General features: G+C 44.4%; 13 protein-coding genes. 4 read left to right on the top strand and 9 right to left on the bottom strand.

Annotated features, from left to right (window positions below; all coding sequences use genetic code 11):
• Positions 1-22 precede the first annotated feature (22 nt).
• Entirely contained in the window at positions 23-208 is a 186-nt protein-coding gene (locus NYE20_RS18005) for a YvzF family protein (protein ID WP_003221676.1), read from the bottom strand.
• A 118-nt stretch (positions 209-326) separates the two neighbouring features.
• Here NYE20_RS18005 and gerAA point away from each other — a divergent pair, with 118 nt between their 5' ends.
• Genes gerAA through gerAC form a run of 3 tightly spaced genes read left to right on the top strand, consistent with a single transcriptional unit; the run spans position 327 to position 3959 of the window.
• Positions 327-1775: a spore germination receptor protein GerAA gene (gene gerAA / locus NYE20_RS18010; protein ID WP_049139666.1), complete on the top strand. Its 1449-nt coding sequence runs from the start codon at positions 327-329 to the stop codon at positions 1773-1775.
• Positions 1744-2841 (top strand): spore germination receptor protein GerAB, encoded by a 1098-nt coding sequence (gene gerAB / locus NYE20_RS18015; protein ID WP_029318427.1) that lies wholly within the window; start codon positions 1744-1746, stop codon positions 2839-2841. Before gerAA ends, gerAB begins: the two co-directional genes overlap by 32 nt.
• On the top strand, positions 2838-3959 hold the full coding sequence (gerAC, locus tag NYE20_RS18020; RefSeq protein WP_049139669.1) for a spore germination receptor protein GerAC: 1122 nt from the start codon (positions 2838-2840) through the stop codon (positions 3957-3959). The genes gerAB and gerAC overlap by 4 nt, the downstream gene beginning before the upstream one ends.
• Before the next feature lie 7 nt (positions 3960-3966).
• Here the strand turns inward: gerAC and liaR are convergent, their stop codons facing one another.
• From liaR to NYE20_RS18060, 8 genes are all read right to left on the bottom strand, one after another.
• Positions 3967-4602 (bottom strand): two-component system response regulator LiaR, encoded by a 636-nt coding sequence (liaR, locus tag NYE20_RS18025; protein ID WP_021480575.1) that lies wholly within the window; start codon positions 4600-4602, stop codon positions 3967-3969.
• The gene (liaS, locus tag NYE20_RS18030; RefSeq protein WP_049139671.1) at positions 4580-5662 is read right to left on the bottom strand and encodes a two-component system sensor histidine kinase LiaS; all 1083 of its coding nucleotides are present in this window, start codon (positions 5660-5662) and stop codon (positions 4580-4582) included. The genes liaR and liaS overlap by 23 nt, the downstream gene beginning before the upstream one ends.
• On the bottom strand, positions 5659-6384 hold the full coding sequence (gene liaF / locus NYE20_RS18035; RefSeq protein WP_003242605.1) for a LiaRS two-component regulatory system accessory protein LiaF: 726 nt from the start codon (positions 6382-6384) through the stop codon (positions 5659-5661). Before liaF ends, liaS begins: the two co-directional genes overlap by 4 nt.
• Before the next feature lie 33 nt (positions 6385-6417).
• Positions 6418-7290, bottom strand: a complete 873-nt coding sequence (locus tag NYE20_RS18040; protein ID WP_049139674.1) for a DUF4097 domain-containing protein — start codon at positions 7288-7290, stop codon at positions 6418-6420.
• A gap of 100 nt (positions 7291-7390) precedes the next feature.
• Positions 7391-8068, bottom strand: coding sequence for a PspA/IM30 family protein (locus tag NYE20_RS18045; protein ID WP_049139677.1), 678 nt, complete (start codon positions 8066-8068; stop codon positions 7391-7393).
• A 26-nt stretch (positions 8069-8094) separates the two neighbouring features.
• Positions 8095-8475 carry a cell envelope stress-induced membrane anchor protein LiaI gene (liaI, locus tag NYE20_RS18050; protein WP_042974723.1) on the bottom strand — a complete coding sequence of 127 codons (381 nt, stop codon included), beginning with the start codon at positions 8473-8475 and terminating at the stop codon, positions 8095-8097.
• 161 nt (positions 8476-8636) lie between these two features.
• Positions 8637-9905 carry an MFS transporter gene (locus tag NYE20_RS18055; protein WP_003244338.1) on the bottom strand — a complete coding sequence of 423 codons (1269 nt, stop codon included), beginning with the start codon at positions 9903-9905 and terminating at the stop codon, positions 8637-8639.
• A 175-nt stretch (positions 9906-10080) separates the two neighbouring features.
• Positions 10081-10662 (bottom strand): cob(I)yrinic acid a,c-diamide adenosyltransferase, encoded by a 582-nt coding sequence (locus NYE20_RS18060; protein ID WP_024573172.1) that lies wholly within the window; start codon positions 10660-10662, stop codon positions 10081-10083.
• Positions 10663-10855: 193 nt separating this feature from the next.
• Here NYE20_RS18060 and NYE20_RS18065 point away from each other — a divergent pair, with 193 nt between their 5' ends.
• On the top strand, positions 10856-11602 hold the full coding sequence (locus NYE20_RS18065) for an SDR family NAD(P)-dependent oxidoreductase (protein WP_161621268.1): 747 nt from the start codon (positions 10856-10858) through the stop codon (positions 11600-11602).
• Positions 11603-11794 lie beyond the last annotated feature (192 nt).

An 11794-nucleotide genomic window follows, 5' to 3' on the forward strand; every position in this document is an offset into this window, starting at 1 on the left:
CCAATGACACAAAAAATCCTTTTTATTTTTCGATCTTGGCAGATTTTAATTTTAATTCAAGATATACGCGGGAATCCTTTGAATATTTGTATTTTGGATTCGTCCTTCCGTACTCCTTTGATGTATAAGAGACATCATAATGCTTTTCAAATGATCTAATGAGCTGTTCAATTTCTTCTTGTTTTCCAGCTAGCCTTACCTGTGCCACTTCGTATCCTCCGCTTTCATAAAAAAAACTTACTCCATGAAATACTCTAACACAGTATATCATTTTTTTAACAGGAAAAGATAACCTCTACTAAGGTTTTGGATAAGAGGTGACCTCATTGGAACAAACAGAGTTTAAGGAATATATACACGATAATTTAGCATTGGTGCTGCCAAAATTAAAAGAAAACGATGATCTGGTGAAAAACAAAAAAATGCTTGCGAACGGACTGGTTTTTTACTATCTCTATTTCAGTGAAATGACTGATGAGAATAAGGTGTCAGAAGCCATTAAAACTTTGATTAAAGATGAGGAGACCTTAACGCTTGACCAGGTCAAAAAACGCCTTGACCAGCTTGACGCAAGACCTATTGAAACCGCAAAAAAAACGATTGAATCGATTCTCAACGGCAATTGTGCTGTGTTTATCAACGGATTGGATAAAGCCTATATTCTGACCACAGGAAAGAAAAAAACAAGAAGCCTGACAGAGCCGACAACTGAAAAAGTGGTACGCGGCCCAAAAGTTGCGTTTGTAGAGGATATTGATACAAATCTCGCTCTGATCAGACAAAGAACCTCTCATCCGAAATTGATCACCAAAAAAATCATGATCGGCGAAAACAAGCTGAAGCCTGCAGCCATTATGTACATTGAAGGCAAAGCAAAAAAGTCCGTCATAAAAGAAGTGAAGGCGCGGCTTAAAAATATCCAGCTGGAAGATATCCAGGACAGCGGAACGCTCGAGGAGCTCATTGAAGATAATAAATATTCACCATTTCCGCAGATTCAAAATACGGAAAGACCTGACAAAGTATCTTCAGCCCTGTTTAACGGCCGTGTGGCAATTTTGGTCGACAGTTCACCATTTGTGCTGCTGGTGCCGGTTTCTCTCAGCATCCTGATGCAATCCCCGGATGACTACTATGAACGCTGGATTTCAGTATCTCTTATCCGGTCGCTGCGCTTTGCGTCTATCTTCATCACCTTGTTTTTGTCATCGATTTATATTGCACTCGTTTCCTTCCATCAGGGGCTGCTGCCGACCGCACTCGCCGTCACGATTTCGGCGAACAGGGAAAACGTGCCGTTCCCTCCGATATTTGAAGCCCTGCTGATGGAAGTCACCATCGAGCTGCTAAGGGAAGCCGGACTGCGACTCCCCAATCCGCTCGGACAGACGATCGGCCTCGTTGGGGGCGTAGTCATCGGACAGGCTGCTGTAGAAGCGAATCTCGTCAGTTCGATTATGGTCATTGTCGTCAGTGTCATTGCCCTGGCATCCTTTACCGTTCCTCAATACGGAATGGGTCTGTCTTTCCGGGTGCTGCGTTTTATTTCGATGTTTTCCGCCGCTATTTTAGGGCTGTACGGCATTATTTTATTTATGCTTGTCGTTTATACGCACTTAACGAGACAAACGAGCTTTGGGTCTCCGTATTTTTCGCCAAACGGATTCTTTAGCCTGAAAAATACGGATGACTCCATTATCCGTCTCCCAATTAAAAACAAACCAAAAGAGGCGAATAATCCAAATGAGCCAAAAACAGACTCCACTGAAACTTAATACCTTTCAAGGTATTTCTATTGTTGCAAATACAATGCTTGGGGCCGGACTTTTAACATTGCCGCGAGCGCTGACCACTAAGGCTAATACGCCTGACGGCTGGATCACGCTGATATTAGAAGGTTTCATTTTTATTTTCTTCATTTATTTAAACACGCTCATTCAGAAAAAACATCAATACCCTTCACTCTTTGAATATTTGAAGGAAGGGCTTGGGAAATGGATCGGCAGCATCATCGGCCTTTTGATCTGCGGCTATTTCCTCGGCGTAGCCAGCTTCGAGACCCGGGCAATGGCTGAAATGGTGAAGTTTTTCCTGTTGGAGAGAACCCCAATTCAAGTCATTATTTTAACGTTTATTTGCTGCGGTATTTATTTAATCGTTGGGGGCTTAAGTGATGTGTCGCGGCTGTTTCCCTTTTATTTAACGGTAACCATTATTATTTTGCTGATTGTGTTCGGGATCAGTTTTAAAATTTTTGATATCAATAATTTGCGTCCTGTTTTAGGCGAAGGCCTTGGACCCATTGCAAACTCCCTTACCGTCGTTTCCATCTCTTTTTTAGGAATGGAAGTGATGCTGTTTCTTCCTGAACATATGAAGAAAAAGAAATACACGTTCAGATATGCGTCTCTAGGATTTCTGATTCCGATTATCTTATATATCCTTACGTATATTATTGTTGTCGGAGCTTTGACCGCTCCCGAGGTAAAAACGCTGATTTGGCCGACTATTTCTCTCTTTCAGTCCTTTGAGCTTAAAGGCATATTTATTGAACGGTTTGAATCGTTTTTACTGGTGGTCTGGATCATCCAGTTTTTCACCACATTTGTCATTTACGGATACTTTGCCGCTAACGGGCTAAAGAAGACATTTGGATTATCGACTAAAACAAGCATGGTGATTATCGGCATAACGGTCTTTTATTTTTCTCTCTGGCCGGATGACGCCAATCAAGTCATGATGTATAGCGATTATCTTGGCTATATTTTTGTCTCCCTGTTTCTGCTTCCGTTCATTCTCTTTTTCATTGTAGCTCTCAAGAGGAGGATTACAGCAAAATGAAAATCCGGATTTTATGTATGTTTATATGCACCCTATTGCTGTCCGGATGCTGGGACAGTGAGAATATCGAGGAATTAAGCTTAGTGATCGGAGTAGGGCTAGACAAGCCTGACGATGAAAATTTAGAGCTGACACAGCAAATTCTCGTTCCGAAAAAAATCAGCGCCAAGGAGGGCTCTTCATCTGATCCGACACAGCTTTCTGTCACAAAGGGTGAAACTGTCCATCACATGATGAGAACCTCTGCATTAAAGCATAATCCTACGTTTTCACAGCATTTGCGTCTCATTCTGCTTTCCAAAAGCGTGATTGCGGATCAAATTGGAATGGACGCGATCATTAACCAGTTTGTCAGAGACAACGGAACAAGGAGGAGTTCCTACGTCTTTATCACCAACGGCCGAACTAAGGATATATTTAAAATGAATGATGAAGGCGAACCCGCATCCAACGTGATATATGATCTGACAGATAATAATAAGGTGACGATCAGAATGATGGAGCCAGTTACATTGGGGGAGATCTCAGAACACTTAACCTCTGACGATTCATTCCTCATCCCTCATGTCGGTAAGGAAAACGGCAAGCTCGCGATAAACGGAGCCTCTATCATAAAAAATAAATTATGGCACCGCGATCTCACCCCGATTGAGGTTCAAAATATCAACTTATTTTCAGGCACTGTCGAGGGAGGCGTCATTGACTTGAAGCGCGATGGCCATCTCTTTTCTTATGAAGTATATTCAAGCAATCGGAAGATCAAGACTGCCTATAAGGATGGAAAGTTCAAATTCACCGTCACCCGCACTATTGAAGGTCGTCTATCTGAGGACTGGAATCCCAATGAAGATTCGTTTAAGGATTCATATATTAAAAGTATTGAAAAGACAGTCGAAAAACGAGTACACGAAACAGTAACGTCATTTATTACAGAGAAGCTGCAGAAAGAGATCAAAGCGGATGTGACCGGATTGGGAAACGAGGTCAGAATTCATTATCCTCAAAAGTGGAAAAAGATTTCAAGAAAATGGGATGATGATTATTTCAGCAATGCGGAAATAGACTACCGGGTCAATGTGGTTGTCAGAGACTTCGGAACGAAAGGCGCCAACAAATAGCAGCCGCCTATTTTACGAGATGGTTTCGATGTGCGTATACCGCCGCCTGCGTCCGGTCACTGACATCCAGCTTTGATAAAATATTGGTAATATGTGTTTTGACTGTTTTAATCGTAATAAACAGTTCCTCGCCTATTTCTTTGTTTGTCTTTCCTTCTGCGATCAGGCAGAGTATTTCGAGCTCCCGTTTCGTAAGCGATTCATGCGGGAGCGCGTTTTCACCTGAGTGGCGCAGCCTGGATAATACTTTTCCCGCCACTTTTGACTCCAGCTTCGGCTCTCCCTTGCTTGCGGCGCGGATGGCATCGGCGATTTCTGCCGCTTTTGAGGTTTTCAACAGATAGCTGAGCGCGCCAGCTTCAATAACCGGGTACACTTTGTCATCATCAATGAAGCTAGTGAGTACAATAATTTTCGGGTCGGAAAGCTCCCGGCAAATTTGCTTTGTAGCTTCAATGCCATCCATGCCCTCCATGACAAGGTCCATTAAAATGACATCAGGCGACAGTTCCGCAGCAAGCCGAACACCTTCGCTGCCGTCCGATGCCTCGCCGATGACTTCAATATCGGGCTGCGCCTCCAAAAAAGCCGCGAGCCCCATTCTGACCATTTCATGATCATCAATCAATAATACTCGAATCACGTTCGTTCTCTCCTTTTTCTTCCGGGAAAATCGGGACCTTCACTTCGATTTGGGTGCCTTTTCCTTCTACTGAAATCACTTCGGCGACCCCGCCGATTTCACTTGCACGTTCCTTCATAGAATTCAATCCGTATGAGGATGCTTTCACCTGGTCCATTTTGAAGCCTTTTCCATTATCAATCACCTTCAGACGGAGCTGGCTGTTCTTTATGCCCAGAATCACGGTTACTTTTGACGCTTTTGAATGTCTAAATACGTTTGAAAGGGCCTCCTGCACGATTCTGAACAAGTGGTCTTCAACACCCTTGGATATCGCTGTGTCCTGTATATCCCACTCAATATCAATCGGCTGCTTTTTTCGGAACTCGTCCAAAAGCTCCGTAAGGCCCTCCTTCAGCCCTTTTCCTTCAAGGGTAACAGGCCGTAAATGGAGCAGCAGCGCCCTCATCTCATTTTGGGCTTCGCCTGCCATATGCTCGACCATCTTGATCCGCTTGACTGTTTTGTCATCAGCATCCTTGACATGTTCCAGCACGGCTGATGTCATCATCGATATGGCAAAGAGCTGCTGGCTGACCGCATCATGAAGATCTCTGGCCAATCGCTGGCGTTCTTCTGAGATAACCGACTTCTTCATTTGCGCCTGCCATTCCGCACGTTCATTGGAAAGTTTCTGCAGGGATGCGACTTGAAGCTCCACGCGCTTCGCCATTTCGTTCAGCTGATCGGCGGCCAGGCCGATTTCATCATCACCGAGCGGCGGTATCCGATAAGCGAAATTGCCGTTTTCAAAGGTTAAAATGGATTCAATTAATGTATCAATCCTTGTCTTCAACCGGTTGCCGTACATATACCCTGAGGCGAAACCGACGGTCACGCTGATCAGAAGCAAAATCAGGATAAACGGAATTCCGAACCAGCTTGATGACAGCAAAACAAGCGGATCAAGCCGATAGTAAAACATCATAAAGGAAATCAGGCAGGCAAAAAGGAGCAGGCTGATTCCCGTTGTCATGCGGATGGCGCGCCATTGGAGGCTGGCAAGCAGTTTTTTTCTCATACGTACTTCACATCCACATCACCAATAAATAAGGAAACGGACACTTTGACCCGGCGCTTTGACTCGCTGAAATCGGTTGACGCGGCATATACCTTCGTGCTTAATCCGCTTTTCTTCGAGCCGATCAGATTGATGTCTCCTATAAAAACAGCCGAGCTGACAGCCACTTCAAGGTCCGATGGTACATATATATCAACGTTTCCAATGACTCCGCTAATGACGATTGTGCTTTCTCCCTCGGGAATCATCGCTTTAGACAAATCGATTTTGATATCACCGATAAAACCAGAGACATTTAAATCATTCAGATCAAACGGCTGCTTCATCATTTGCAGCTCTCCGATAAAAAAGCTGCGCATGTCGGGATGTTTTACATCTTTTGGCGGCTCATGATGTTCTTTTTTATTGAGATTGACCTGTTTCTCATTCGGTTCAAATATCGGCTTCCCTTTGATAAGCCTGTAGCCGGCGTAAATTAGAAATGCGGCAAACGCATAGCCGAATAAATTAAAGGTGATGCTGAAGAGGTTTTTCAAAAATAGAAACGCGGCAAAGATATACATGACGGAGCCAAGCCAATCACGGGAATATTTTTTAAGGAAATAGCCGGCAATCAGAAAAAAGAGCGGCCAAAACAGCAGATCGCCTATTCCGATAATTTGCAAAAACATACTGATGCCGAATAAAGCAATGATCAATCCGAGAAGCTGTTTTTTTGTCATTCCTGGTGTCCGCCTCCTTTCTTATGCCTGGTGCTACCGTATCGCTAGATCCCCGCTGTCCGTTTTGATGTCGATTGGATGCCGGCCGCTTCCTTGCGTGCCTGTGATGTGATGCTGCTCTTTATGTGCTTTATCAGCAAATGAATACGGCGAACTGACGTCACCGCTCGCTGATTTCGCTTTGACTGTAAAGCTGCCGTTTTTGGGAAGACTTAGATTGGCATCACCGCTTGTCAGCGTGACAGATACGGGGCCGGTTACCTTTGTCAATACAGCATTAAAATCTCCTGAAGTCATTTTCACCTCAAGAGAGCCTGATACATGAACCAGATTTGCGTCTCCTGAAGTTAAATCAATGCCGGCTGTTTTGGAGACGGTATTTGAAATGGAAACATCCCCTGATGATGCCTTCACTTTCAGGTCTTGAAGGCGGACGTCCGTCACGCTCGTATTTCCGCTTGCAGATACTGCATTCAGCCTGGAAAGCGCAAGATGGTGATTCCCGGCCACAGACACGTCACCGCTTGAGGTTCGTACTGCCAGATCACCTTTATAATCATACGGAAGCCTGACGATAAGAGTTGAACGGTTAAACCCATTCAAAAATTGAAATTCTTTTTCCTTTACGGTCAGCTCCAGTTTTCTATTGTTTTCAGTAACAAATAACTTTCCTGAGTCTCCTGAAATGCCTGCCGATATGTCACTTCGTTCTTCCGCTATAATCCGGACATCCTTGCTATCCGACTCAATGACCATGCTGTCAATGTCCCGCGGCGATGCGCTGGCTGAATCGGCTTCTGTGCCATTTATGAAACCCAGGCCTGCAGCAAACACATCTTTTACGACGACGGCGAAAAAAACCAGAATACCGGCAGTGATCAACAGTTTGCCAAGCATTTTTTTCATTCGGTTTCATCCTTCTCATTCATTCTATTATAAAGGAAAAGCTTGCGAATTGATACGTGCGGAAGGGAAGGACTTGACCGCAAATCCTTCCCCGTTCCGCTTATTCATTTGCCGCTTTTGTCTGGTCTGATTTTTGCAGTGAGAGCGCCCGCATTTTTTCAATCTCCGCTTCCACATCATCTGCGAATTCTTTGCGTGTTAGTTCTGTGCCGGCTTCCGCTGACTTTGAATAATCCGCGCGGATTTCCATTTCTTCAATACGATTTTCAATACGCAAAAATTCACGATACGCGCTTTCACTGTCAATTTTGTCAAATGTCGTATTCATATGCTCTTTAGCTTTCGCCGCATTTGCCCGCGCAATCAGCGCCTGTTTTTTATCCTTTACGTCTTGAAGTTTTGTTTCAAGTGCCGCCAGCTGCTCTTTCAGGTCAGCCAGCTGACTGTTAGCCTGTTCATAGGAAGCTTTATGCTCAGCCGCCTTCCCTTCTAAATACTTCATTTCAGTCAGCGCCTTTTTCGCCAGTTCTTCTTCACCTGCGTCAAATGCGAGCTGTGCCTGATTTTTCCGTTTGCCAGCCACTTCAGCGGCTTCTTCATATTTTTTCTTAAATTGATAGGCAATCGTGTGCTGTTTCACAATTGTTTGCTTTGCTTTTGCGATGTCGCTTTCCATATCGCGTACATATTGATTCAGCATCACCTTTGGATTCTCCATTTTATCAAGTCCTTCATGAACTGACGCAACAAACATGTCTCTGATTCTTTTTAATACCATACCTGATTCCTCCTAATAAATTGATATTATTTTTTCTTCAAAAATTCTTCCCATTCGTCATCAAAGTGAGATTGGTAGGCAACAGAAGCCGGTTCAGGATCAAAAGATGATACACCGTTATCAGCTGATCCGTTTTTCATCAGCTTCCAGCCGTAATACACCATAGCGGCTGCCAATGCGATTCCGACGACAAACGGAAGTGAGCAGATGAGCATAATGGCTCCGATACCGCCCACGATGATTCCCGTGATGGTTTTTCCCGCGGCAAACCTTTTGACTCCTGCGTATGTCATTAAGCCCCCGATGGCGAGCGGGATGATAAAGCCGAAGCTTCCTCCTCCAAAAAAGACAGAGATCCCAAATACAATTAATAAGAATCCGCCTATTGTTTTCTTGTTTATCTTCATGCAGATCCTCCTTTCGTTTTCCTTGTCTTCATCTTATACAAGTTGGAAGATATGCAAAACGAATCAGAGATTGATTTTTATATAAGACCGGAGTCGTATCTGGCACCGGACCCATCGGCACAAAAAAACGCCATGCACGAGGCATGGCGTTTCAAAACCCTTTACAGATGAACACTTGCTTCCCTTTCTTTAATCAGGTCGGACCTTTCTGCTTTGGCCAGTTTTGTAAACAGCAAGATTCCGATACCCGCAATAATTTCTACAATCCCGCCGACAGCGATCACTTTACCTGAGCCGAAAGCATTTGCGGCATACCCGCAAATGACAGCTCCGGCAGGGATCGAAATATTGGAGATCATATGTATAACGGCGTAAACCTGCGGCTGATCCTCACTATCCACAGACGTCTGGATAATCGTGTACTCAGGAACATTAACAGCACTGACTGCGGCACCAAAGGTAAAAGCAGCGAAAAAGACGAGCGGCAAAAAGGTATTCATCCCGGTAATAAAGAAAGCAAATCCTTCAATAATGCCGGCAGTGACGAATAACAAGCCGTACCTGTTTACTTTGACTTTCGCCAGCACAAACCCTAATAAAAACGCGCCCGCGGCGGTGGTGGCCTTTAAAAGCGAGTATACGATCGGCTGGCCATTTAAATCTTCCGCAACGTATACGGCAGAGAGCGCTTCCCATGGGGCAGCCGCGAAATTCATAAAGATACAGTAAATGGCGAGCGGATATAAAATCTGGTGTTTTCTGACGAGCCTAAAGCCGCGTTTCAGTCTTCCGATATATGTTCCTCTCTGTGTAACAACCGCAGACTCTGATTGAGATTCAACCGCAGTGTACTTAATAAAAAGAACGAGAAAACCCGACACCAAATAGAGCACAAGTGCGATAAGCATGGTATAAGAAGGACTGATAAACGTAAGAAAAGCGCCGCATAATGTGACAGCCCCGAGCCGAACAATTTGAGCGGAGGATTGCAGCACAGCGTTTGCTTTTTGAATGCCCTGTTCATTGACGATTTGAGGAATCAAAGCGATAGAGGCGGGATTGTAGGCAGCTCCAGTGGCTGAATGCACAATCATAAGCGTCATGACAAACCATAGCGGAGAGAAGCCCGCAAAATGACATAGAGGGATAATCAAAACAATCGCCGCCCTTGTCAGATCTGAAAAGTACATCCAAAATTTCAGCGTGGTCTGTTTCATAAAAGGCCCCGTCACAGGCGCCAGAACGGCTTCCGGCAAAAAAGTGACAGCAATCAATAAAGCAGTGCCGATCGCACCTTTGCCGTCATAAATTAAAAACCATAATATTGAATTAAATGCGAACATATCGCCGGATATCTTGACTATTCTTGAGAAAAACAGATAATTGAAATTTCTCTTCCAGATGCTATCACTTTCAATTAAATTCACCATCCATCAGAGCCCCCCACTGCCTATTTTTTACATCTATTTATTACAATATCTCATTTTTCCATTTTTCAGTCAATAATTCATAAGGTTCATTTTTTGTCGTAAAATGGGAAATTGACAGAGTGAAAAACAAATAAGCCGGCATGTATTTGAACACGCCGGCTTTCGTTTTCACTTTTTATGATTCACTGCTGTCTCGGTCCCGAAACACAATGGCACTTCTTTCATATTCTACATCGCCAATACCGCTTCTTGCATTCACAACCCGTGCGGCGGCAAAGAAATAATCGGACAGACGATTGAGATAACGCAGCACTGTTTCATGAATCTCCTCCGATTTCATCAGCGCCACCACTCTTCGTTCTGCCCGCCTTGTAATGGTGCGGGCGATATGGAGAAGCGAAGCACCCTTTGATCCGCCTGGAAGAATAAATTTCTTCAGTTCCGGCGCTTCTGCTGTATAGGCATCAATGCGCGTTTCTAAAAAGGAAACAGATTCTTCCGTTAGTTTGTAGTCTTTTCTTTCTGTAACGATTGCCAGATCGCCTCCGCAGTCAAACAGCTCATGCTGGATGGTCAGCAGCTCGGCTGTCAGATCTTCAAAGCCGGGCTGCCCGGAAAGCTCTGCCAAAGCAAGCCCGATAAAGCTGTTAAGCTCGTCAATCGTGCCGTAGCTTTCGACGCGTAGGCTGTCCTTGTCCGTTCTGCCCCCGACTAAGCCCGTTTGTCCCTTATCGCCTGTTTTTGTATATAGTTTCATTTTGTTCTCCTCCCTTTATCACTTGTCCCTATAGTATACCCTGTTTTAACAGCGGCATAGAGCTGTTACATCTGTTTCATTTTGAAACATAAAGTCCTTGCATCATCATCACAAAAAAAGTATTGTTGAATAAAGAAACACTAGCTTTTATAATTTAAATGTAAACGCTTTATTTAAAGAAGGTGGGATGGGGATGGAATTTTACAAAAAAACGGCCATTATCACCGGTGCAAGCCGCGGCATCGGCAGAGCCATTGCGGAGACGCTTGCGGATAAAGGAGCAAATGTCGTCATCAATGGGACAAACGAAGAATTGCTCAAGTCCATGTGCACAGAATTGAATACTGAGAGAAAGTGCGCTTCTTATGTTGCTGGTGATGCAAGTTTGCCAGAAACAGCCTCGCTTCTCATAGCTGAGGCAAAACAGCAGTTTGGGCAGATCGATATTTTGGTCAACAATGCCGGCATTAATTTGCGCAAAACAACTGTTGATACGTCGCTTGAAGAGTGGAAAAGAGTGATAGATTTGAATTTAACCGGTATTTTCCTCATGTGTCAGGCCGTCATCCCAGAAATGACCGCGCAGGGCGGCGGAAAAATCGTAAACATGAGCTCAACGACCAGCAAAACACCGCATCACAACGCCTCTCCTGCTTATGGTGCATCAAAAGCAGGCATCAACTATTTAACGATGCATTTGGCAAAGGAGCTTGCTGCACACCGCATTCATGTCAACGCTGTCTGCCCGGGACCGATTGAAACGGATATGAGCAAGCAGTGGAGCGAGGAGTATCGTGCAGCAGTCGTCGAACGGATTCCGCTGAAAATGATCGGCTCACCCGAGCATGTCGCAAACATTGTCGCCTTCCTAGCCTCTGACAAATCTGACTTTATGACGGGCGAAACGATTAATATTAACGGCGGCACCTACATGAACTAAAAAAAGAGCTATTTTATGAGACGACTCTTAAATTTGAGGATTCTCATGAGGCTGAGGCATGAGTCCGGTATGGAATCGGACTCATGCCGTTTTGTCTTATTCGTTTTTGATTGTAGTCTCACTTTCATTTATGCAGATAAGATCGCCTTGATCTTATCTGCACTTAAAAATGCGCCAAAAGAAAAGCACCTC

Origin of the sequence: Bacillus sp. FSL R5-0416, assembly GCF_037975425.1 — a bacterium.
In the GTDB taxonomy this organism is placed as follows: Bacteria; Bacillota; Bacilli; order Bacillales; family Bacillaceae; genus Bacillus; species Bacillus subtilis.

Bases quoted from the DNA above. Each gene is read 5' to 3' on its own strand.
- gerAB (WP_029318427.1), top strand. From the start codon at position 1,744: ATGAGCCAAAAACAGACTCCACTGAAACTTAATACCTTTCAAGGTATT.
- gerAC (WP_049139669.1), top strand. From the start codon at position 2,838: ATGAAAATCCGGATTTTATGTATGTTTATATGCACCCTATTGCTGTCC.
- liaS (WP_049139671.1), bottom strand. From the start codon at position 5,662: ATGAGAAAAAAACTGCTTGCCAGCCTCCAATGGCGCGCCATCCGCATG.
- liaF (WP_003242605.1), bottom strand. From the start codon at position 6,384: ATGACAAAAAAACAGCTTCTCGGATTGATCATTGCTTTATTCGGCATC.
- NYE20_RS18040 (WP_049139674.1), bottom strand. From the start codon at position 7,290: ATGAAAAAAATGCTTGGCAAACTGTTGATCACTGCCGGTATTCTGGTT.
- NYE20_RS18045 (WP_049139677.1), bottom strand. From the start codon at position 8,068: ATGGTATTAAAAAGAATCAGAGACATGTTTGTTGCGTCAGTTCATGAA.
- liaI (WP_042974723.1), bottom strand. From the start codon at position 8,475: ATGAAGATAAACAAGAAAACAATAGGCGGATTCTTATTAATTGTATTT.
- NYE20_RS18055 (WP_003244338.1), bottom strand. From the start codon at position 9,905: ATGGTGAATTTAATTGAAAGTGATAGCATCTGGAAGAGAAATTTCAAT.
- NYE20_RS18060 (WP_024573172.1), bottom strand. From the start codon at position 10,662: ATGAAACTATATACAAAAACAGGCGATAAGGGACAAACGGGCTTAGTC.
- NYE20_RS18065 (WP_161621268.1), top strand. From the start codon at position 10,856: ATGGAATTTTACAAAAAAACGGCCATTATCACCGGTGCAAGCCGCGGC.